Raw genomic sequence first — 21,396 nt, 5'->3', positions numbered from 1 at the left:
ATAAAAATAGAATACTATTTAAAGTATCTTGCCTTTTTGGGAATTAACATAATGATTTCTTTTGAAGTAACAGGAACAACGATCAATTTACATTGGTCTGAATTTATAGATCTAAATAATATTGATTACAGCAAAAACCATGAGGTTATAAAAGAAATTCCTGAAGCATACGGTATTTATATTTTTTGGCGTCAATATGGTGATAAGCATGAATGTTTATATATAGGTAAGACAACAAAATTAAGATCTAGAATAAGAACACAGTTAAATGCACGTGGGCTTATTGAGCATGTTAAAGGTGCTAAACGTGGGAAAAAAATTCTCTCCTATGCTGAGCTTGATATGCATGCTAATTGTTATGTGGATGATTATTTAGATAAGGTTGAGACATTTTTTATTTCTGAAGCCTTATCTCAAGGGCATGATTTATATAATCAACAAAAAACTAAATTTTATGGTAACCCTATTATTAGCCATGGTGAAAATTATCCCAATATTTTTGAAGACACAATGTATATGCCAAATAAATAAAAATCATTGACAAAAATAGAGATTAAATAACAAATCCATACTAGACCTTCCTCTTAGAGTAAACCCTATCATCTTTTTAAACGTGATTTAAGGAGATGATTATGTGGGAATTTTTAAGAGATAATTGGTTTATTCTTATGTTATTACTTTGTCCGTTAATGCATCTCTTTATGCATAAACATCATCATGGTGAAAACAGTTCACATGATTGCTGTAAAAATAAAGATGAAACAGCGACAATAGACAAAAAGAAAACACATTTGGATGCTTAAATCGGTTACTTTATATTGCTATTGGGCTAAATAATTAGATTTAGCTCAATCCTATTTATTGAAAAATAGATTAACTTTCTGATTGAGCTGTACCTTGATGAAATCGTAATTGCCAATCACCATGGGAAATTCTTATCCAAATAGATGAGCGGTGAGTTTGCTTTATTTTTTTGTTATCTTCTAATTGATAACTGATATAAGTTAACAGCACCACATCATCACTGAGTTGTGAACCTTGATAATTTTCTGAATAAACCTCTGTATTGCTATAGTCGTTTATAAGGCTATTAACTGTGTCTGTTTTATTAACGCAAACACCAGAGCGACAAAATTCCATAAATTCATTATGTAAAAGTTGAATAAGTACATTTGTATTTTTTCGATGGGTGCTTTTGTGACGTGTTTTTTCTTGTTGGATTATTTTTTATAAAGTTCGATTATGTTTATCTTTATTTCATTTGATGGTGAAATATACAGCATTGTGGGTTTTATTATCGTCAAAGGATCATATTATCTTAAACCACAAAAAATAAAATCAGCTCACATACAAATATGAATAGGTATGATAGTACTAAGGTTTTTATAACTTGATGAGAGAGTAATGGGATTACTGGTTAAAGCACTGATAGGTGCATTTGTCGTGGTATTAATCGCTGTTTTATCGAAATCTCGCCATTATTATATTGCGGGACTAGTTCCGTTATTTCCAACTTTCGCGCTTATTGCACACTATATTGTTGGTTCCGAACGCTCTATTGAAGCGTTACGTACCACCATTATTTTTAGTCTATGGGCGGTTATTCCTTATATGGTTTATCTAATTTCACTTTATGTGATGATTAACTATGTGAAATTATTTACAGCACTGGCTACGGCGGTGATCTGCTGGGTTATTGCTGCTTGGTTACTTATTCAACTATGGAACAAATTTCATGGATAGCGCATTTGTTCTTTCCTATTTATTCCCATGTTGAAAAATAAAAGTAGAGAGAATATGAGGAAATTACTACAACAAAAAATAATTCAAATATGTAATGACAAGATTTCAGCTAAAGGAGAGGGCGTGGGATTATCCTTTTATGCTTTTTTTACAAATAAAAATGACAACCCTGAATTATTAATGGAAGCCGCAACATGGTGGATAATGACGCATAAATTGGATCACTTTGAAAAAGCAGTAAAAATAAAAAAATTAGTACAATCAGAAATGGAATATCACGCCTGATTTTCCTACAATCCGGTTCATTTTTTTATAAAACAATTTTATTAAACTAAAAATTATTGATTATTATCACATTAAAGCGAGTCATAAACCGCTATGGTAATTACATGATTAATAACGTAAACGGTGATGATATGGAATATTGGTTTATTGCGTATAAAGTGCGTTCCAGAAATGGTGATACCTACGCCGGACATAAAATTGTAGAAACAGAAAGTGGGATCACACCCCATATTGCGTTAGATAAAGCATGTCAGGAAGTTGCTGAAGGGGCACAAGCTGATATTCCTGCGGTGAGAGTAGTTGCTTTTAATCGTTTATAAGACATTCTACCTAATAGAAAATCCTGCATTTTAGTCATGTGGGATTTTTTTTATTTAAATTTAAAAATTGGTTATTTAATGTGCTTTTTATAAGCCGATTTACTAATAGAAATAATAAAAAATAAGGAGTTCATTTATATTATTTAATTACATTGATCTGATAGAGTTTTTTCATTTCTTTTACTTAAATAAAATTCAATTATGTGATCTCGACTCTGCTAATTCATTTTTTATAATTGAATAAAAAAAAGCTTATGAGTAATGTGCTGGTGGGCTAAGGAATAGCTCAATACAAGGAAATAAAAATCATTATTTTGATTTTTTGGTCATTATTAAAAGGAAATTTACATTATGACAGTATTAACCGTTTACTTATGTGGTACCGGCTCTAACTCATTTGATAATAATAACCCTACCTTTTGGCAAGGGGAATTAGTTACCACTTTAGCGCAAAATAACCAAGGACGAGAGTTTGCACAGTGGTTTATTGTTGATGGCCCTGGTAGTGGTAATCTACAAGAAGATGATTTATGGGTTGAAAGTCCTAATTACTCTGATATTAAAGGTTCTCTTTTTGGTAGTGGTTGGGAAGAAAACGTCAACCATGCGCTTTGTTTAATGAAAGGTAACTTTGATTGGCAACGTGAGAAATTGACAGAAGAGCAGTATAACCAGCTGAAAAAAGCCGGCATTCCCATTGAAGATGTTAAGGTAACAGGTTCTTTTTTATGGCGCAAATATGACTATGGCGATCGTCATGTCACTCAACAGCAACTCCAGCAACAAATTATTCGTATTTTTCGCAAAGATGGCATTATTCCAACACAAGTTAACTTAGTGGGTTGGAGTCGTGGTGGTATTACTTGCCATATGCTAGCAAATGCGATGTTGGCAGATCCTCAATTAAAAGATATTCCAGTCAATATCTTTGCGATTGACCCTGTTCCAGGTCCTCTGAATTTTCAACCTGAAAAAGTAACCTTAGGTAAAAACGTCAAAGAATATGTCGGATTTTATGCAAAAGATGAACGTTCAAAAGGATTTACTTGTGTGATCCCAACGGTTACATCTGAGACTAAAATGCATATCTTCCCTATTTCAGGACGTCACGCTACATTAGTGGGTAATGCGTCTATTGATGGAAGTGAAGGTGAAAATGCATTATATGCACCAGGTTTAGTAGTACGCCATTTTGCAGAAGTTTGTTTAACTCGCTGGGGTTGTGACTTAGCGAATAAATTAGCCTTAACGGATACACAAATTACGGGCTATCATACCGATATTGCTAATGATGCAGATAAATATACAGCAATGCGTCGTAAAACCTATTCTATCTATGAAAGCACAGGTAAAGATGAACGTAAGGTTTCATTAGGTAAAGAGGGTAAAGCATTCTCTGAGATCTTCGGCGTACAATATAATCCATCAGCAGGTTTAACTGCAGATTATTTATCAGATCAGCAACTCTATGACGTGATTAAATAAATTATTATTTATCAATTTATTATGATCTAATATGTCGCCCACATTAAGTGGGCGATTTCTATTTCAATCATGATCACATTATTTATCATTGTTTCTTACTAGGAAAATGATTGTTGATTTAATATACTTCCTTTCGAGAGCTAGCAGAATTTCATTAGACATAGACAGACTGTAGGAGGTTTCTATGCCTGAATTTACTGTTAGAGTTGAGTTATCCGATCCTGAAAATGCAGATTATGTGTTATTAACACAAAAGATGGAAAAAGAAGGATTTAAAAAAGAGATTAATGGTTTAAAAGGTAAATATATTCTGCCTCTTGCAGAGTTTAATTACCATACTGAAACTAAAGGCCATAAAGAAGTTATCGAGTTAGCTTTTTCAATTGCAGAAAAAATAACCTTAAATCCAGCCATTTTAGTGACTGAGGTAAAAAATAGAGCTTGGAAAGGGTTAGAACGACTCTAAGATTATTTTTATAGAAATAGATAAGCAAAGTAATAAAGGCTCGAGGGGAGTCTGAACGTATTAAAATTAAAGGTTTTATTGCCTATTTTTCAGTATTGGATATCTATTCTTCTGCGTTTTTTACAATAAAAACGCACTATTCACATCACTATTTTACTCTTTATATTAAACAAATATCTTGTCGATGATATTGCAATTATCATTGATTGTTTTTTTATTACTTTAAATCACGGGATAAAGCGCATGAATTGGATTTTAAAATCATTTACACAACTAACGACTGATGAGCTGTATGCTATTTTAGCCTTAAGAAATCAGGTTTTTATTTGTGAACAGCAATGTGCTTATCAAGATCTGGATGGGATAGATCAAAATGCCTTGCACCTGTTTACAAAAGAGGAAGAGAGCCAGCAATTTATTGCCTATGCACGCTTATTACCTCAAGGTGTCGCGTTTAAAGAAGCCTCAATAGGGCGAGTGATTGTTGCTCAAAATCAGCGAGGGAATGGTATTGCTCATCAATTAATAAAAGAGGCAATCGCAACTACGTGCCGTCAATTTAATACCCATACAATTAAAATAATGGCACAGGCTTATTTAGTGTCATTTTATCAATTACATGGTTTTGTTATTGATTCAAAAACGTATCTTGAAGATAACATTCCACATATTGATATGGTATTAGTACAGTCTGTTTAATCGATGTAATCAAAAAACAAATAATAAACAAGGTAAAGGTTGATCCTGACGTTACCGATAACAAATTAAGCTGAATAATAAGAGTGATTTTTTCTAAGTAAAGACGCCATTAGCTAATAAAACCGCTTTTGGCGCAGAGGAGAGTTATTTAAGATTGAGATCAGGATAATAACTATGTTCTGTAAACTGACCATAGCTATTTTGTACCCTCTGCTCTTGTTCAGTCTGTCTAATTAACACGCCGAGCTCATCTAGACGAGCCCGTAATAAATTTCGCGTCTCATTTTCGTTTTCTAAGATTTTCTTTAGCATATCTGTGAGGCGTTGTTGTAGTCTCAGCTCACCATCAGCAGGCTTTATCATCTTAGTGATATTCTCTACGCTTTTTAAATAATCCATTTCCATTTCTATCAGCTTGTCCCATTGCTGATCTTTGGCAAGCGTTAACATTTGCTCACTTGATTTTAAAACCTGCTCGTAAGCCACCATAATATCCATATTGTTGTCCACTCTAATTTAATAAGAATTAATCTGTGTGCCGATTTGTTGCCAAGCATCAGAAATTTCAGTTAAGAGCTTGATGACTTCATGAATTTTTTCTGGGTTATTTTTTAAGTTGGCATCGAGTAGCTGATTAACCATATAGTCATAAAGGAGCTCCAGATTCTCTGCAAGCTCGCCACCTTTTTCTTTATCCAGACCTTGTTTTAATCCATTACCAATAATATTAATCGCTTTAGAAATATTCTCGCCTTTACCAGCGATATTTCCTTGTTCTATTAATATTAAGGCACGGCGAAGGGCGCTAAGCGCCCCATTAAATAGGATCTGGATCAGCTGGTAAGGCGTGGCATTTAAAATCTCGCTTTCAACGTCGATTTGAGCATACATTTTACTGGCTGATTGTTGATACATAGTGTCCTACTTTTAAAAATTACATTAATAAACGGCCGATTGAGGCACTGGAGTTAGTCATGGAGTTGACCATTTTATCTAACTGTTGGAACTGGTTTTTATAACGTTCCATCGTGGCCGCAATATTACGCTCCGTGTTTTTAATTTGGCTATCTAATGTTTTCTTACGTTTTTTCACGCCATCAGTGGCGATATCTAACGTACCATCATTAGATTGTAGGGTTTTCTTTAGGTAATTATAGGTTTGAGTACCAAAACCTGTTTCTTTACCGTCACCCATAAAAAACTCTTTCACGTTAGCAGGCTTTTCTTTTAACGCTTCATCCAGTTTTTTACTATCAATATCTAAAGAGCCATCAACCTTAAATTTAATACCCATTTTATTCAGGGTATCCATATCTGAGGTGCCTTGTGAACTGGTTACAAAGCTTTTTAGTTCAGACATAATCATACGACTGGTGGTATCACCCAGTAATACACCATTATCTTTCGATGCCGCTTCGCCTTTCTCTACTTGGGTATATTTAGTTAGAGATTTATAAGTGCTGTTTAACTCGTTATAAGCATCTGTCCAAGCTTGGATAGCTTTTTTCATTGGCTCAATATCACGAGCAACAGTGACTATTTCAGGCTTATCAATATTGTCTTTGTTATCACTAGTTTTTTTCTTAAGATTTAAAATAATCCCTTCAGGGGCATCTTTAATCTCATTAGTTTGACGCTCAATATCAATACCATTAATCGTTAACTTTGCATTATTTGCTTCAACGATCTGTTGCATTGCACCGCTATTAGACTTAGATGAATAACTAATAAAATTATTAAGTTCATCATCACCTTCAACCGTGATTTCCATTTTTGAATCAGTACCTTCTTTACGAGAAGTCAGTACTAAATGGTTAACACCGTCTTTAGCTTTAACGATAGTGGCTGAAACATTACCCTCTTTTTTATTGATTGCATCACGCAACTCAATCATTGAGGTTTGGTTGTCAGTTAATTCAATGCGTAATGGCTCTTTTTCACCTTCTTGAGTAATAACCAGTGTTCGTTTATTACCTTCGCCTAACGTTTTGCCAATAGGCACTTTTACATCGCTTACTGCTTTTGATTTTAGTGTTTGCGCATGGGCAAGTTCTTTAACCGAAACAGTATAGTTACCAATACTGGCTTTACCATCAGTGGTCACTTTAAAAGCATCAAATTCATCATCGACTTTTGTTGCGATAATTTCGTCGAATTTTTTTAAATTTTCTGATGCTTTTTGTAGCTTATCGAGCTGTCCACGAATTTTACCGTAAGCGGTAATTTGCGCTTCATAGCTTTTCATCTGTTTATCAAGGGGTTCAAGGCGTTTATTTTCCGCCGCCTCTAACTGTGCCAATGTTTGACTTAGAGGCATCCCTGAGCCTACGCCTAACGAAGTAATACCAGCCATACTGGTCTCCTTTCTGTGTTCGTAAAATAATCCTCAAAAAGCGTTATCGGTAGAATCGGCGAAAAGTTTACGTCTATTTGGTATTTTTGATGAGTGAAACAGGCTGCCATATAGAAGCCTTTTATTGCCATTGGTGACCAAAGTCGAATTTAGAAGGGTAGAAAAAGGGTTGAGACGAAAATTGATAAAAATTTAATAAAAAAATAATAAATTAATTTCTTTGTTTATCATTGACTTGATATTAATTCTATAAAAAAACGCAGAAATATTTGTAGGAAAAGTTAAAGGTTGTATGTGGGGTGCCGATAAACTTGTTGCCGGTGATTAACACCGAAAATGAATAGGCAAACTTTTATTTTATCGACTTGATTTTAAAGGAATCTAGCTATGGCACAAGTCATTAATACCAACTATCTATCTCTGGTAACTCAAAACAACCTGAACAAATCTCAGGGAGCTTTAGGAAGTGCAATCGAGCGTCTGTCTTCTGGTCTGCGTATCAACAGCGCTAAAGACGATGCAGCGGGTCAAGCGATTGCTAACCGTTTCACTTCAAACGTAAATGGTTTAACTCAAGCTTCACGTAATGCGAACGATGGTATCTCTATCGCTCAAACTACTGAAGGTGCTCTGAACGAAATCAACAACAACTTACAACGTATCCGTGAGTTAACAGTTCAAGCTAAAAACGGTACTAACTCTAACTCAGACATCACTTCAATCCAAAACGAAGTTAAAGAACGTTTAGATGAAATCACTCGTATTTCTGAACAAACTCAGTTCAACGGCGTTAAAGTACTGAGCGGCGAAAAATCAGAAATGGTTATCCAAGTTGGTACTAACGATAACGAAACTATCAAATTCAACTTAGATAAAGTTGATAACGATACTTTAGGCGTATCAAGTGACAAACTGTTCGCTGAAACTACGGCTAAAAAAGGCGTAACTGCTGAAGGTGGTGCTGTGGATGCTGCTACTTTAGCAATCCCTGGTGGTGCTCAGTATAAAGGTATTACTGTTACAGAATATACTGTTGATGGTAATAAAGTAAACGATAAATTCGTTGTAACTAAAGGTGCTGATAAATATTTAGTAGGTAAAAGTGACTTTGAAGTTACTGGTACTGATGATATCGAGCTAAAAGCGGGTTCTGCTGTTGCTGGTAACAAATTTACAGCAGATGCAGGTAAAGACGTTAAAACTTTAGATGTTAAAGATGACGCTTTAGCAACTTTAGACGAAGCTATCAACAAAATTGATGAAAGCCGTTCTAAATTAGGTGCGATTCAAAACCGTTTCGAATCTACTATCAACAACCTGAACAACACTGTTAACAACTTATCTGCTTCACGTAGCCGTATCTTAGATGCTGACTACGCAACAGAAGTTTCTAACATGAGCCGTGGTCAAATTCTGCAACAAGCTGGTACTTCAGTACTTGCTCAAGCAAACCAAGTACCACAAACTGTTCTGTCTCTGTTACGTTAATTCGTACTCTGACACAAAAGATACCTTTCTATATCAAAGGCCCTCATCTGAGGGTCTTTTTTGTTTTTTATATTTAAACCCACTCTTTTTTAGTTTTATTTTTTCTTTCGATCGTTTCCTCTTTTTTTTGCAATCAATTATTCCTTACAAATTAGCCAACTGGCTTTTATTGCTATTTTCGCGACGCCAAAAATCGTAAAACCCTCGAAATTGATGACGATAGTGTTTAGGCAACGTTATTACAGAGACGTAATAACCAACCTATTCATTTAAAAATATTTTAAAATCAAGTCGAAGGAATATTTTATGGCACAAGTCATTAATACCAATTACCTGTCACTCGTGACTCAAAATAATTTAAACCGTTCACAAAATGCATTAGGTAACGCTATCCAACGTTTATCTTCTGGCTTACGTATTAATAGCGCCAAGGATGACGCAGCCGGTCAAGCGATTGCTAACCGTTTTACTTCAAATATTAATGGTTTGACTCAAGCTTCTCGTAATGCGAACGACGGTATTTCAATTGCCCAAACTACAGAAGGGGCATTAAATGAAATTAATAATAACTTACAACGTATTCGTGAGTTAACTGTTCAAGCTAAAAACGGTTCTAATTCAGAGTCCGATATTAAATCTATTCAGGAAGAAGTGAATCAACGTACTGCGGAAATTAATCGTATTTCAGAGCAGACTCAATTTAATGGCGTAAAAGTATTAAGCGAAGACAGCACATTAAATTTACAAGTTGGTGCGCATGATAAAGAACAAATCAGTGTTGAGCTGAAAAAAACCGATGCGACTACATTAGGTATTGATAAATTGGATTTATCAGCAAAAAGCAAAATCGGTTCTAAAGCAACCAAAGCGGAAGTGACTCCAACAGGGGGTACAACACCACCTAAAGAAATGCAAGATCTCGATACTAAAGCGCTAGATGACAAAGTTAAAAATGGCACAATTAAAAGCTATGATATTTACTATGCAAAAGGTGCCGATGGTAAAGACGATACATCAAAACTTATCGTGCAAACTGTAGATGCAAAAGGTGTTGAAGGTTACTTCGATGCAACGGTAACAGCAGGTGCTGCAGGCGGTAAAGCAAAAGTAGATGCTTCTACAACACCGGTAGCGGGTTTAGATATGGTCGTTGAAAAACCACTGAAAGCATTGGACGATGCACTTGCTCAAGTCGATAGCTTACGCAGTGCAATGGGTGCAGTACAAAATCGTTTAGATTCAACTATTACTAATTTAGGTAATACAGTGAACAATCTAACTGCATCACGTAGCCGTATTGAAGACGCCGATTATGCAACAGAAGTCTCTAATATGAGTAAAGGTCAAATTCTGCAACAAGCAGGTACTTCTGTCCTTGCTCAAGCAAATCAAATTCCTCAAAACGTATTATCATTACTTCGTTAATTTCAATCTTAAATAATCTTCAAATCACACCCACTGCAATTTTTGTAGTGGGTGTTTTTTTCATCAAAACAATCGTTTTTTTTATTAATCATTTATGAGTATTTCAACTTATTAATTAGACGCTAAAATCTCACAAAATAAAATACTATGATTTATATGTTATTTTTTTATGAACAGAATGCATATTCTATGCGTCGATTTCTTTTAATGAGATAAATTATCAATTTAATTAACGGTTTTTCTAAGGATTAGCTGCGTATGTTTTAAGGTAAAGTAGTTCTCGTAATGCAATGACAAATTAATTTATCAATGAAAACCCAATTTTTGCCGAAAATTTGGCATAGGTGAAAAAGAGGCGCTTTTGTTTCACTGTTCAGCCGATTGCTAAATTTATTTCGCCAGATAATGGTTTCCGGTCTTTTATCCAAAGGTGTCTTTTGTTGTGAGTGATTTGTATACCGCCGAAGGCGTGATGGACAAAAATAGCCTCTGGGAGCGATATGTCCCGTTGGTTCGCCATGAAGCATTACGATTACAGGTCAAGTTACCTGCGAGTGTTGAATTGGATGATCTTTTGCAAGCGGGTGGGATTGGGTTATTAAACGCTGTTGAGCGTTATGACTCAATGCAAGGTGCTGCCTTTACCACTTACGCTGTTCAACGTATTCGTGGCTCTATGTTAGATGAGCTACGTAGTCGAGACTGGGCGCCACGTAGTGTGCGTCGCAATGCAAGAGAAGTGACTCATTCTATTCATCAATTAGAGCAGGATCTAGGACGACCCCCATTAGAACAGGAAGTTGCTGATCATTTGCAGATTGAGTTAGCAGAATACCGGCAGATCCTATTGGATACGAATAACAGCCAATTGTTCTCATATGACGAATGGCATGAAATTTACGGTGAAAGCTGTGAACCGTCTCAAGACGAAGATCATGATGACAATCCATTACAGATGTTATTAGAAAGTGATATTCGCCAAAGAGTCATAGACGCGATAGAATTGCTTCCCGAAAGGGAAAAAATGGTTCTTACTCTGTATTATCAGGAAGAACTTAATTTGAAAGAAATAGGCGCAGTGCTTAATGTCGGGGAATCCCGCGTAAGCCAGCTACACAGCCAAGCCATAAAAAGGCTGCGAGCACGCTTAAACCCAGAGAAATAGAAGTTTTGCTTATTTTTGTTTTTGTTTATTAAGACTACAACACAGGGCTTTATCTCTTATGTCTGTTTCAACACAAAAGAAACGGCCGCTAAGCCGTTACATTAAAGACTATAAACACAGCCAGACTCATTGTCTACATTGCCACAAGGCGCTTGATCGGATCTCTCTCGTATTCAATCGCCAAGTTATCAATAAAGAAGCCATTTCTGAAATGACGGATTTAATTGATGATGAAACATGGGAAACGTTACAAGAGAAGTTTTCTGCGCTATGCCGTTTTTGTAGTGAGATTTACTGTAATAGTGAAACTGACTACTTTGACATTATGTCTTTTAAGCAGTATTTGTTTGAACAAACGGAGATGAGCCACAGTACTGTTCGTGAGTATGTGGTTCGTTTACGTCGGCTCGATGAATTACTGACTTCAACTAATTTTCCTCGTCAAGAATTTACGACAGAGAAAATTCAGTCAGACCTGAGTAAAAAGCTCACTCCCTCTGCATTTAGTAACTACAATATTGCGCTACGTAAGTACGAGCAATATCTCGATTGGTGTCAAGAGCCACCATCGATGAATAGCAGTCACTAATTGCGCTCAAGAGAGACCTTAAAAGGAGTAGCCTAGCCTACTCCTTTTTCTTTTGACTTAATTTAAGTTCCTTTCTGTTTCTTCTTACATAATCTCTTTGTTGTTTTTCAATTTCTTTATTTATCGATGATTAAATACAATATTGTGTTTATAAATGTCATTAACATAACATTTATAAGTAAAAAAAAACGCCCCGAAGGGCGTAACTTTTAAGGTATACATAACGATATAATTCAATCAACTTCTAGGTTTTGGTTGACTTGGCGACAAGTATATTTACTAATTCAATAGTCGGCGATGGATAAATATAAAAAGAGTGAGAATAGTCACAGCATTAAGATAAATATCTATCTTAGCTATTTTTTATAAATGTTAGATTAATAAAAGAAAAAACCACCTTTAATCAAAGCTTTTTTAAAGGTGGTCTCAAAATAAAAAGAGAAAAAGAGGAGAGCTAATTAACTAATGGTCATTAAACTTGCATTACCACCGGCGGCCGCAGTATTAATGCTTAATGCTCTTTCATGTAATAAACGCTCTAACAATAAGCCTGTTTCACCTCGTGAAAATCCTTGAACAGAGATTATAGCCCCTTTACGTTGAGCAATTTTCTGGCAAGTTTCACGTAATTGATCACCATCACCATGATAAATAACAGCATTTATTTTTAATGGTTCCTCAGCCCAGTTTTCAGTGAGTGTAATTGCTTTTCTGACAATATCAGGTAATTCACGGTATGTTTTTTGTGAGAACGAGCTATTGACGATAATGGCATGGCAACCTGAGGCGAGAACACCTGCTATTTGGGTTAGAACATCTTGCTCATTATCTGAAATACAAAGCACATTACCGCAAGGAACTAATTGGTAAGTATTACGTTCGCCAGTAGGGCCAGGTAATATACGTAATGTTCCTGCTTGGGATGCAAGTGCATATTTTTCTAAGGCTTCATAGTGTGATTTATCTGCTTTGTTTGATAACCATTCCATATATTTATTGTAAGTTTGTAAATTACGCATAGAAGTATCAAGCGGGAATGTTTCATCTTGACGCGCCAGTGTTTGCGTTGCTGCATTTTCAGGGCGTTTGGATAATAAGCGATACAGATAAACAGGGCCACCTGCCTTCGGGCCTGTACCAGATAATCCTTCACCACCAAAGGGTTGAACACCAACAACCGCACCAACCATATTACGGTTTACATATAAATTCCCCACTTTGGCATTTGATGCAACATAAGCGATAGTCTCATCAATTCGCGTATGAACGCCCATTGTTAAGCCATAGCCTGTCGCATTAATCTCTTCGAGTAATGCAGGTAAATCTTGGCTTGCATAACGTACAACATGTAATACAGGGCCAAAAATTTCCCTTTTTAGAGAACTGACTTTATCTAATTCAATTAAAGTCGGTTGAACAAAAGTACTGTTATTTTCAATTTGTTTTGGCAGGTTATTGTATGAGGCTTGATAAATGTCGTAACCTGCTGTGCGCATAACTTGAATATGTTTCTCAATACCTATTTTCGCTTCTTTATCAATAACAGGGCCAATATCGGTGGATAATAAACTCGGATCACCTATTACCGCTTGTGCCATTGCTCCTTTTAGCATCTCAATGGTGTGATCTGCTACTTCTTCTTGAATACATAAAAGACGTAACGCAGAACAACGTTGACCCGCACTATCATAAGCTGAAGCCATAACATCCGTAACAACCTGTTCGGTTAATGCAGAAGAATCCACGATCAAGGCATTTAAACCACCTGTTTCTGCAATTAAAGGAACAGGGTGGCCTTCGCTATCTAATCGACCAGCTAAGGTTTTTTGTAAAATATGTGCAACATCTGTCGAGCCTGTAAACATCACACCACGAACACGTTCATCAGCCACTAAACGTGCGCCAATCGTTTCGCCTTGACCCGGTAAAAGCTGTAATGCAAAGCGAGGAACACCAGCTTGAAGGAAGAGTTCAACTGCTTTTGAAGCTATTAAAGGAGTTTGCTCAGCAGGTTTAGCAAGTACGGTATTACCTGCGGCTAACGCTGCTGCTATCTGTCCGCTGAATATGGCTAATGGGAAGTTCCATGGGCTGATACAAACCACAGGCCCTAAAGGGCGATGTGTATTGTTATCAAAATCTTGTGCAACTTGCGCCGCATAGTAATAGAGGAAATCAATCGCTTCTCGTACTTCTGCAATGGCATTACTATAAGTTTTGCCCGCTTCACGCACTAAAATTCCCATTAATGGACCCATTTGTTGTTCCATTAATTCTGCAGTGCGAACTAAAAAAGAGGCTCTTTGTGTAGGAGGCGTTGCAAACCATATTTCTCCATTTTCTTGAGCAACGGTTAAAGCAAAATCTACCTCAGCTTCAGAGGCTTCTCTTACTGTACCCACTATATCAGTATGATTTGCTGGGTTTAAAACAGACTGAAGCGCTTGTGTTTTTTCTGAAGAATTAAACGTATCACCTAACAACGGTTCACAATGTCTACTTTCAGTGGCAGAGGTTAATAATGCACTAGAGAGTGATGCCAAACGGTGTTCATTTGACATATCAATACCTGGTGAGTTTTTACGCTCATCACCATAAAGCTGATGAGGAAGTGGAATTTTAGGGTGTGAAAGCCCAATTTGCCCCTCAGCTTGTGCTATTTTATTGACTTCTTTGACCGGATCAGCGACCAACTCATCAAGGGAAATAGTGGTATCCGCGATCCGATTTACAAATGAGGTATTGGCACCATTTTCAAGTAAACGACGCACTAAATAAGCGAGTAACGTCTCGTGTGTTCCTACTGGTGCATAAATGCGACAAGGACGACCCAACTTCCCGTCTGCTATTTTTCCTACAACTTGTGCATAAAGAGGCTCACCCATGCCATGTAAACACTGGAATTCATATTGCCCAGGGTAATAGTTTTGTCCTGCCAAATGATAAATTGCAGAAAGGGTGTGTGCGTTATGTGTTGCAAATTGAGGATAAATAAAGTTAGGCGACGCAAGTAGTTTCTTTGCACAAGCCAAATAGGAAACATCGGTATACACTTTACGAGTATAAACAGGGTAATCCTCAAGACCATCAATTTGAGCACGTTTTACTTCGCTATCCCAATATGCGCCTTTAACTAAACGGATCATTAAGCGACGACGGCTACGACGAGCTAAATCGATGACATAATCAATCACTAATGGGCAACGCTTTTGGTAGGCTTGAATAACAAAACCAATCCCATTCCAACCTGCTAATTCAGGCTCAAAACAGAGCTTTTCAAGGAGATCGAGTGAAATTTCAAGTCTATCCGCTTCTTCAGCATCAATATTAATACCGATATCATATTGTTTTGCTTGTAATGTTAATGAGAGCAGGCGAGGGTAAAGCTCTGACATAACACGTTCATATTGTGCACGGCTATAGCGAGGGTGTAATGCCGAAAGCTTGATAGATATTCCTGGGCCTTCATAAATACCTCTGCCATTAGACGCTTTGCCAATGGCGTGGATAGCTTGCTGATAAGAAACTAAATAATCTTGTGCATCTTTTTCTGTTAATGCCGCTTCTCCTAACATGTCATAAGAGTAGCTAAAGCCTTTCTCTTCAAGCTTACGAGCATTCGCTAATGCTTGAGAAATAGTTTCACCTGTAACGAATTGCTCTCCCATTAAACGCATGGCCATATCAACGCCTTTACGTACTAATGGCTCACCACTTTTGGTCAAGATGCGATTCAAAGAGTTGGAGAGTTTTTCTTCATTATGTGTAGAAACTAATTTACCTGTGAATAATAAGCCCCATGTCGCTGCATTCACAAACATCGATTGGCTTTGTCCTAAGTGTGAGCGCCAATTACCATGACTAATTTTGTCACGAATAAGGGCATCACGCGTGGCTTTATCGGGAATACGCAGTAACGCTTCCGCTAAACACATTAAAGCTACACCTTCTTGTGAAGAAAGTGAAAATTCTTGTAATAAGCCTTGTACAAGTCCTGAACGCCCAATGCCATTTTTTTGTTTACGTAATTTTTCGGCAATGGAATAGGCTAATTTATGCGTTGCTTGGGCTTCATTTTCAGGTAATGTCGCTTGTTGCAACAGCATAGGAACAGCCTGTATTTCAGGAGTACGATATGCAGAGGTAATGGCAGAGCGTAAAACGGATTGCGGGTGAATATGTTCAGCAAACTCTAAAAAAGGCTGATAATGAGCTGTTGGTGTTTCAGTCTCTCCTTCAAGATCTTGCTCAGCAAATGTTGTATTACTAATATTCACCTGATCATTTTCAATTTGTTCAAGATAATTGAAGATAGCTTGTTTAATTAACCAATGCGATGTTCTATCTAATTTTTGTGCAGCCTCTTTTAATCTATTGCGGGTATCTTCATCAAGTCTAACACCCATTGTTGTGCTACTCATGCAGTGCTCCTCATATTCTATTTCTCATTCACAAGTACTGTTACCCGTTATTTTTATTAATATCATTCATGTTGCAACTTTGTGCAACATTGTTAACAATTTATTTATAAATAATGTGAAAGTGGTCAGGTTTTATGTGTGATTAAAAATGAATCAATTTATATCTCTTTATATATCTATATAAATCAATTAATTATATTTATTTTATTGATGTTTATATTTATAATGTTGTTCAAATTAAGACAAATAGTGTGAAGTCATATACAAAAATTAAACATTTAAACGTTAATTTCTTGTTAAATGCAGTTAACCTATTCTAGGATTGATGTGAATGTTTTATCTGTTGCTGTAAGAAATTATTTTAATTAAAAACTGAAAAGATCATTAATGCGCAACGAAGTGCAACGTTCCTGTACAAGTCAGAAGCATATCGATGATCGAAAACAGATTTATGGAGAACTGCAATTATGGCTCTAACTTCGCCAATGCTAATTACATTTACGATCTATATTCTGGGTATGCTTTTTATTGGCTATCTAGCTTATCGCTCAACAAAAAACTTTGATGACTATATTTTAGGAGGGCGACGGCTAGGCAGTGTAGTGACTGCGCTTTCAGCGGGTGCTTCAGATATGAGTGGATGGCTATTAATGGGATTACCTGGTGTGGTTTTTTTTGCGGGTATTTCTGAAAGTTGGATAGCTATAGGGCTCTGCTTAGGTGCATGGCTAAACTGGCGCTTAGTTGCAGGGCGTTTACGTTTGCAAACTGAAAAAAATAATAATGCATTAACGTTGCCTGATTATTTGACTTCGCGTTTTGATGATAAAAGCAAAATGCTACGCATTATTTCAGCATTGGTTATTCTTACCTTTTTTACTATCTATTGTGCATCTGGTGTGGTTGCTGGTGGAATGCTATTTGAATCAACCTTCCATATTCCTTATCACGAAGCAATGATTTATGGTGCACTTGCAACAATTGCCTATACTTTTTTAGGTGGTTTTCTTGCAGTAAGCTGGACTGATACCGTTCAGGCAACACTCATGATTTTTGCTCTGATCCTGACACCGATTATTGTGATTTTCTCCATTGGTGGCATTGATACTTCTATTGCAATTATTAAAGCTAAAGATCCGTCTTATCTTGATATGTTCAAGGGTCTTGATTTTATCGCCATTATCTCTTTATTGGCGTGGGGATTAGGTTACTTTGGACAACCTCATATCTTAGCGCGTTTCATGGCGGCTGATTCAAATCAAACAATTCGCAAAGCACGTCGTATCGGCATGACGTGGATGATCCTTTGTTTAGGCGGAACGGTTGCGGTTGGTTTCTTCGGTATTGCTTATTTTGAAATGAATCCGGCACAAGCAGGGGCTGTAACGGCGAAGAATGAACGTATTTTTATGGAATTGGCATCGTTACTGTTTAATCCATGGATTGCAGGTATTTTGTTATCAGCCATTCTCGCCGCCGTAATGAGCACATTAAGCTGTCAGTTGTTAGTGTGTGCAAGTGCCTTAACAGAAGACTTATATAAACCTTTCATTCGTAAAAATGCAAGCCAAAAAGAACTGGTTTGGGTAGGGCGTGGCATGGTGTTATTAGTGGCTGTTATCGCTATCTTCTTAGCTCGAGATCCTAATAATAAAGTCCTCGATTTAGTCAGTAACGCATGGGCAGGATTTGGTGCCGCTTTTGGCCCTGTCATTCTTATCTCTGTGATGTGGAAACGTATGACACGCAACGGTGCTTTTGCCGGAATGTTGATTGGTGCCTTAACGGTATTAGTGTGGATGCAATACAAGTGGTTTGGGTTATATGAAATTATCCCAGGCTTTGTTTTTGCTTCTATCGCCATCATTGCAGTAAGTCTTATGGGTAAAGTACCAAGTAAAGAGAATCAGCAACGTTTTGATGAAGCTGAAATGCAATACCGCAATACATAATAAAAATTTAACCAAGTTAAAGAGAGAAGGGCGTTTATTTAATAAATAAACGCCCTTTTTAAATATAATTAATTATACTGGGTAACTTTATAATTTATAATTAATTTAAATTAACCTCTTCATAATACTCAAACCGATTATAAATAGTTGCTTTGCTAGTATCGATAAGCTCACCATTTTGTTTAATAGTACTAATTAAATCCCAGGTTAAACAATTATTATATTTATCCCATTCTCGACATGTTTGGTCATATTCTCTTATATCATCATAGAGGCTACTGAATAATTGTGTTTGATGTAATACTTTACCATCTGAGCCATAATTAAATTCTAATGTTATCTCATTGTTTTCAACTGTTTTTAATAAACGATCTTGTTTATCATAATGAAAATAGATGGTATTTCCTAAATTTTCAGTATCAGATTTAATCACCGTTTCTGAAGTAATTTTATTATCACTATAAGAAAATTGGCTTGTTTCAGAGCCCATTAATTTGCCATGTTCATCATAAAAATTAGAGACCTTATGTGTTAACTGATTTTGATCATTTTCATGGTATAAGGTGTGTAAATATAAAGTATGAGTTCTATGGCGATTCTTTAGTTGATATTTAAATTTGATATCATAAGGCACTGACATTCTTAGAAGATTGGTTTCTATATGTTCATGAATATATTCTTGTGTGGAAAAATCATACAGCATTAAACTTCCACATTCATCAAATTGAGCTTCACCTTTAAAAGCTTTAAATCTACCTTCGTCAGGTAATTGACTGCTTGTAATGACTGATTTCACTGGACCATTATAATAATCAAGCATACTAACCATACTCTTAGCTGAATTACTTTGTCTGTGTGTTTTATCGCACAAAGATCCTTTAGCAGAGGCTGAAAAACTTATGAGTGGTGTGCATAAAGAAAAAATAAAAAATAACTGTAATTTCATGTAATGAGCCATTTTAAAATTTTTATAAAAGGATGCTGTTTAATAGAAAGCGTCCATCATTATTTTCTAAGCAGTATAAAGGAAGATAATTTTTTTAGTAAGTATTACGCTATCATTAATTGATTTAAGTAGTTTTACATAAATTGCTTTTTGATGAAAGTATTGATAATTACATTATTGATATGTAGGTATATAAATAAAAAAAACAGTCTATTTTAGATAGTCTGATTTTGATATTATTGGTTATCTATTAAAATAATAAAATATTTATAAATCACTCGTAGTAACTAAATTTGTTATGAATAGTCGCTTTGCTATAATTAATAATTTCCTCATCAAACTTTATGGTACTTTCAAGTTGTTCTTCTAAGCAGTTATTGAAAGCATCCCATTTAAAGCAAGTAGAAATAAATGCCTTGTCTTCCCCATTCATGCCTTTGATATAATTTGATTGTTTAGTTATTTTCCCTTCAACATCATATTCATATTCCACATTAACTTTTCCATCTTCAATCACCTGTTGCAGTTTTCCTTGGGGATCATAAGAATATAATGTGGTGATAACATCAGACGTTGTTGCTGAAGATTGACTGATCTCTTTAATGATACGACCCTCTTTATACTCAAATTGACTGGTAAAAGTGTCCATTAAAGCACCATCATGGGCATAGTATTGAGTGACTTTTTTATTGAATCGGTTCTGTTCATCTTTAAGATAGGTTTCTTGCATATAGATAGAATGTGAACCATAGGCATTTTTTAGCTGAAATTGATATCGAGTAACAGAAGGGTTATCGGGGGATGTTCTTATCAAATTCGTTTCTACATTACCTTCAAAGTATTCTTGCATTGATGTACTGTCTTTAAGCAAGTTTCCACATTCATCAAGCTGAATTTCACCTTTTAATGCCTTAAATCGTCCATCATCAGGAATAGTGCTTGTCATGATGACTGACTTAACAGGGCCATTATAAGAGCTGAGCAGCATAATGGTACTATTGGCAATATTGATCTGTTTTGTGGCATCAGTACATTGGTTTGAAGATGCAAACACAGAGAAAGATGAAACAGCATACAGTGACAAGGTAAGAAGCAATCGTGATTTCATAAGACCATCCATGATAAAGCAGTGTATAAGATATAATGCAAGTATAGGTAATTACATTGACAAATAGTATAGATGAAATACTTTACTTGCTCATGCACCAAAATAGATAAAGTACTCATTTTAATTTTTTAATGGAAACACTAATGCCCACACATTTTTCCTTTATTACAGATACCGCTACTTTAGCCATTTTTGATCTGCAGGCTATTCAACATCGGAAATTAGATACAGCAGATTGGTGGTGTATTCCAGATGACGAATTAAAAGAAATGAATAAAGGAAATATTGCATTTATTGGATTGGGTGAAGATGGTTTATACACGATTAACCTATGTGAAAAAATAGAGAAACCAGATGTAAAAATAAAAATAAATTGCCCTTCGGGAAAAATATTCATAGGTGCAGGTGAAGATACGACAGGAGGGGATCTAGAACCTAATGATCCGGCATATTGTTCAGGAGAGATTATTTTTTTACCAAAAGGAAATTATGAAGTCTCTTTAAGAAAAAAAAGTTATTCACTTCTTATTTCGATAATATCATGTGAATTGGGAAAAAATAGATTTAAAACAATAATACGTATTGATTAATAAAAATGAAAATATAAATATCACTTTAAAATAATTGCTATTTTATTAATTAAACTTAACTTATTAACCGTTTTTAAATATTACGTTAATAAATAGTTTACTGGTGTTAATAAAAATATAAATAATTAAATAAATTTATTCTTTAAATAAAGATAAGTGATCGTTGATTGACTTCTAATAAAAATGATAAATATTAAATAAAATAAAGAAAAGTTATTTTTAATATTAATCTTAATATTTTTAATTAATTATATTTTAGTTGGGATTTAATCTAAAAAAGAAAATCAAAATAGGAATAACATTGTAAATTATATAGGTATAAATACTTAATTTAATAGTAAAGTAGTTGCGTGTTTAGAGT

The 21,396-nt window shown here is 35.4% G+C and carries 21 protein-coding genes; 14 read left to right on the top strand and 7 right to left on the bottom strand.

Annotated features, from left to right (window positions below; genetic code table 11):
• The first annotated feature begins 51 nt into the window (after positions 1 to 51).
• Complete coding sequence (locus tag GTH24_RS11985) at positions 52 to 531, top strand: GIY-YIG nuclease family protein (RefSeq protein WP_072068508.1); 480 nt, start codon at positions 52 to 54, stop codon at positions 529 to 531.
• Between the two features lie 101 nt (positions 532 to 632).
• The gene (locus GTH24_RS11980) at positions 633 to 803 is read left to right on the top strand and encodes a DUF2933 domain-containing protein (RefSeq protein ID WP_164526458.1); all 171 of its coding nucleotides are present in this window, start codon (positions 633 to 635) and stop codon (positions 801 to 803) included.
• Between the two features lie 70 nt (positions 804 to 873).
• On the opposite strand, the gene GTH24_RS11975 is transcribed toward GTH24_RS11980, so the two are convergent.
• Positions 874 to 1,221: a DUF4440 domain-containing protein gene (locus GTH24_RS11975; RefSeq protein WP_347147264.1), complete on the bottom strand. Its 348-nt coding sequence runs from the start codon at positions 1,219 to 1,221 to the stop codon at positions 874 to 876.
• A gap of 183 nt (positions 1,222 to 1,404) precedes the next feature.
• On the opposite strand from GTH24_RS11975, the gene GTH24_RS11970 reads away from it, so the two are divergent.
• The 6 genes from GTH24_RS11970 to GTH24_RS11945 all read left to right on the top strand — a co-directional run bounded on the left by GTH24_RS11970 (position 1,405) and on the right by GTH24_RS11945 (position 4,998).
• Complete coding sequence (locus GTH24_RS11970) at positions 1,405 to 1,743, top strand: GlpM family protein (RefSeq protein WP_072068506.1); 339 nt, start codon at positions 1,405 to 1,407, stop codon at positions 1,741 to 1,743.
• Between the two features lie 54 nt (positions 1,744 to 1,797).
• Positions 1,798 to 2,028 (top strand): DUF6500 family protein, encoded by a 231-nt coding sequence (locus GTH24_RS11965; RefSeq protein WP_072068747.1) that lies wholly within the window; start codon positions 1,798 to 1,800, stop codon positions 2,026 to 2,028.
• Positions 2,029 to 2,132: 104 nt separating this feature from the next.
• The gene (locus GTH24_RS11960; RefSeq protein WP_006533140.1) at positions 2,133 to 2,348 is read left to right on the top strand and encodes a hypothetical protein; all 216 of its coding nucleotides are present in this window, start codon (positions 2,133 to 2,135) and stop codon (positions 2,346 to 2,348) included.
• Between the two features lie 351 nt (positions 2,349 to 2,699).
• Positions 2,700 to 3,833: a hypothetical protein gene (locus tag GTH24_RS11955; protein WP_164526456.1), complete on the top strand. Its 1,134-nt coding sequence runs from the start codon at positions 2,700 to 2,702 to the stop codon at positions 3,831 to 3,833.
• A 184-nt stretch (positions 3,834 to 4,017) separates the two neighbouring features.
• Positions 4,018 to 4,299: a hypothetical protein gene (locus GTH24_RS11950; protein WP_072068504.1), complete on the top strand. Its 282-nt coding sequence runs from the start codon at positions 4,018 to 4,020 to the stop codon at positions 4,297 to 4,299.
• 243 nt (positions 4,300 to 4,542) lie between these two features.
• Positions 4,543 to 4,998: a GNAT family N-acetyltransferase gene (locus tag GTH24_RS11945; protein WP_072068503.1), complete on the top strand. Its 456-nt coding sequence runs from the start codon at positions 4,543 to 4,545 to the stop codon at positions 4,996 to 4,998.
• A 144-nt stretch (positions 4,999 to 5,142) separates the two neighbouring features.
• Here GTH24_RS11945 and fliT read toward each other — a convergent pair whose 3' ends face one another.
• The 3 genes from fliT to fliD are packed head-to-tail and all read right to left on the bottom strand — an operon-like array spanning position 5,143 to position 7,351.
• Positions 5,143 to 5,496 (bottom strand): flagellar protein FliT, encoded by a 354-nt coding sequence (fliT, locus tag GTH24_RS11940; RefSeq protein WP_072068502.1) that lies wholly within the window; start codon positions 5,494 to 5,496, stop codon positions 5,143 to 5,145.
• Between the two features lie 18 nt (positions 5,497 to 5,514).
• On the bottom strand, positions 5,515 to 5,913 hold the full coding sequence (gene fliS, locus GTH24_RS11935) for a flagellar export chaperone FliS (RefSeq protein WP_072068501.1): 399 nt from the start codon (positions 5,911 to 5,913) through the stop codon (positions 5,515 to 5,517).
• A 19-nt stretch (positions 5,914 to 5,932) separates the two neighbouring features.
• The gene (gene fliD / locus GTH24_RS11930; RefSeq protein WP_072068500.1) at positions 5,933 to 7,351 is read right to left on the bottom strand and encodes a flagellar filament capping protein FliD; all 1,419 of its coding nucleotides are present in this window, start codon (positions 7,349 to 7,351) and stop codon (positions 5,933 to 5,935) included.
• Between the two features lie 387 nt (positions 7,352 to 7,738).
• Here fliD and GTH24_RS11925 point away from each other — a divergent pair, with 387 nt between their 5' ends.
• From GTH24_RS11925 to fliZ, 4 genes are all read left to right on the top strand, one after another.
• On the top strand, positions 7,739 to 8,839 hold the full coding sequence (locus GTH24_RS11925; protein WP_072068499.1) for a FliC/FljB family flagellin: 1,101 nt from the start codon (positions 7,739 to 7,741) through the stop codon (positions 8,837 to 8,839).
• Between the two features lie 306 nt (positions 8,840 to 9,145).
• A complete protein-coding gene (locus GTH24_RS11920) occupies positions 9,146 to 10,264 on the top strand; it encodes a flagellin FliC (RefSeq protein ID WP_072068498.1) in 1,119 nt (372 codons plus the stop codon).
• Between the two features lie 442 nt (positions 10,265 to 10,706).
• Complete coding sequence (locus GTH24_RS11915) at positions 10,707 to 11,429, top strand: RNA polymerase sigma factor FliA (RefSeq protein WP_036912728.1); 723 nt, start codon at positions 10,707 to 10,709, stop codon at positions 11,427 to 11,429.
• A gap of 58 nt (positions 11,430 to 11,487) precedes the next feature.
• Positions 11,488 to 12,018, top strand: a complete 531-nt coding sequence (gene fliZ / locus GTH24_RS11910; RefSeq protein WP_006533125.1) for a flagella biosynthesis regulatory protein FliZ — start codon at positions 11,488 to 11,490, stop codon at positions 12,016 to 12,018.
• 458 nt (positions 12,019 to 12,476) lie between these two features.
• Here the strand turns inward: fliZ and putA are convergent, their stop codons facing one another.
• Positions 12,477 to 16,439: a trifunctional transcriptional regulator/proline dehydrogenase/L-glutamate gamma-semialdehyde dehydrogenase gene (gene putA, locus GTH24_RS11905; protein WP_164526455.1), complete on the bottom strand. Its 3,963-nt coding sequence runs from the start codon at positions 16,437 to 16,439 to the stop codon at positions 12,477 to 12,479.
• Between the two features lie 467 nt (positions 16,440 to 16,906).
• On the opposite strand from putA, the gene putP reads away from it, so the two are divergent.
• A complete protein-coding gene (gene putP, locus GTH24_RS11900; RefSeq protein WP_072068496.1) occupies positions 16,907 to 18,391 on the top strand; it encodes a sodium/proline symporter PutP in 1,485 nt (494 codons plus the stop codon).
• 100 nt (positions 18,392 to 18,491) lie between these two features.
• Here putP and GTH24_RS11895 read toward each other — a convergent pair whose 3' ends face one another.
• Both GTH24_RS11895 and GTH24_RS11890 read right to left on the bottom strand, forming a co-directional pair.
• The gene (locus GTH24_RS11895; protein ID WP_072068495.1) at positions 18,492 to 19,337 is read right to left on the bottom strand and encodes a hypothetical protein; all 846 of its coding nucleotides are present in this window, start codon (positions 19,335 to 19,337) and stop codon (positions 18,492 to 18,494) included.
• A 274-nt stretch (positions 19,338 to 19,611) separates the two neighbouring features.
• Positions 19,612 to 20,445: a hypothetical protein gene (locus GTH24_RS11890; RefSeq protein ID WP_072068494.1), complete on the bottom strand. Its 834-nt coding sequence runs from the start codon at positions 20,443 to 20,445 to the stop codon at positions 19,612 to 19,614.
• A 143-nt stretch (positions 20,446 to 20,588) separates the two neighbouring features.
• Here GTH24_RS11890 and GTH24_RS11885 point away from each other — a divergent pair, with 143 nt between their 5' ends.
• Positions 20,589 to 21,035, top strand: a complete 447-nt coding sequence (locus tag GTH24_RS11885; protein ID WP_115349973.1) for a DUF6386 family protein — start codon at positions 20,589 to 20,591, stop codon at positions 21,033 to 21,035.
• Positions 21,036 to 21,396: the final 361 nt, after the last annotated feature.

This window comes from Proteus vulgaris, from assembly GCF_011045815.1.
In the GTDB taxonomy this organism is placed as follows: domain Bacteria; phylum Pseudomonadota; class Gammaproteobacteria; order Enterobacterales; family Enterobacteriaceae; genus Proteus; species Proteus vulgaris_B.
Note: the sequence above shows the minus strand (reverse complement) of the source record. Positions and strands in the feature narration are given on the sequence as shown.

What these genes read in the sequence shown, in the direction of transcription:
- fliS (WP_072068501.1), bottom strand. Translation starts at nt 5,913, where the DNA reads ATGTATCAACAATCAGCCAGTAAAATGTATGCTCAAATCGACGTTGAA.
- GTH24_RS11890 (WP_072068494.1), bottom strand. Translation starts at nt 20,445, where the DNA reads ATGAAATCACGATTGCTTCTTACCTTGTCACTGTATGCTGTTTCATCT.
- GTH24_RS11945 (WP_072068503.1), top strand. Translation starts at nt 4,543, where the DNA reads ATGAATTGGATTTTAAAATCATTTACACAACTAACGACTGATGAGCTG.
- putA (WP_164526455.1), bottom strand. Translation starts at nt 16,439, where the DNA reads ATGAGTAGCACAACAATGGGTGTTAGACTTGATGAAGATACCCGCAAT.
- putP (WP_072068496.1), top strand. Translation starts at nt 16,907, where the DNA reads ATGGCTCTAACTTCGCCAATGCTAATTACATTTACGATCTATATTCTG.
- GTH24_RS11980 (WP_164526458.1), top strand. Translation starts at nt 633, where the DNA reads ATGTGGGAATTTTTAAGAGATAATTGGTTTATTCTTATGTTATTACTT.
- GTH24_RS11955 (WP_164526456.1), top strand. Translation starts at nt 2,700, where the DNA reads ATGACAGTATTAACCGTTTACTTATGTGGTACCGGCTCTAACTCATTT.
- GTH24_RS11970 (WP_072068506.1), top strand. Translation starts at nt 1,405, where the DNA reads ATGGGATTACTGGTTAAAGCACTGATAGGTGCATTTGTCGTGGTATTA.
- GTH24_RS11950 (WP_072068504.1), top strand. Translation starts at nt 4,018, where the DNA reads ATGCCTGAATTTACTGTTAGAGTTGAGTTATCCGATCCTGAAAATGCA.
- GTH24_RS11920 (WP_072068498.1), top strand. Translation starts at nt 9,146, where the DNA reads ATGGCACAAGTCATTAATACCAATTACCTGTCACTCGTGACTCAAAAT.
- GTH24_RS11895 (WP_072068495.1), bottom strand. Translation starts at nt 19,337, where the DNA reads ATGAAATTACAGTTATTTTTTATTTTTTCTTTATGCACACCACTCATA.
- GTH24_RS11965 (WP_072068747.1), top strand. Translation starts at nt 1,798, where the DNA reads ATGAGGAAATTACTACAACAAAAAATAATTCAAATATGTAATGACAAG.
- GTH24_RS11960 (WP_006533140.1), top strand. Translation starts at nt 2,133, where the DNA reads ATGATTAATAACGTAAACGGTGATGATATGGAATATTGGTTTATTGCG.
- GTH24_RS11885 (WP_115349973.1), top strand. Translation starts at nt 20,589, where the DNA reads ATGCCCACACATTTTTCCTTTATTACAGATACCGCTACTTTAGCCATT.
- fliZ (WP_006533125.1), top strand. Translation starts at nt 11,488, where the DNA reads ATGTCTGTTTCAACACAAAAGAAACGGCCGCTAAGCCGTTACATTAAA.
- fliT (WP_072068502.1), bottom strand. Translation starts at nt 5,496, where the DNA reads ATGGATATTATGGTGGCTTACGAGCAGGTTTTAAAATCAAGTGAGCAA.
- GTH24_RS11925 (WP_072068499.1), top strand. Translation starts at nt 7,739, where the DNA reads ATGGCACAAGTCATTAATACCAACTATCTATCTCTGGTAACTCAAAAC.
- GTH24_RS11985 (WP_072068508.1), top strand. Translation starts at nt 52, where the DNA reads ATGATTTCTTTTGAAGTAACAGGAACAACGATCAATTTACATTGGTCT.
- fliD (WP_072068500.1), bottom strand. Translation starts at nt 7,351, where the DNA reads ATGGCTGGTATTACTTCGTTAGGCGTAGGCTCAGGGATGCCTCTAAGT.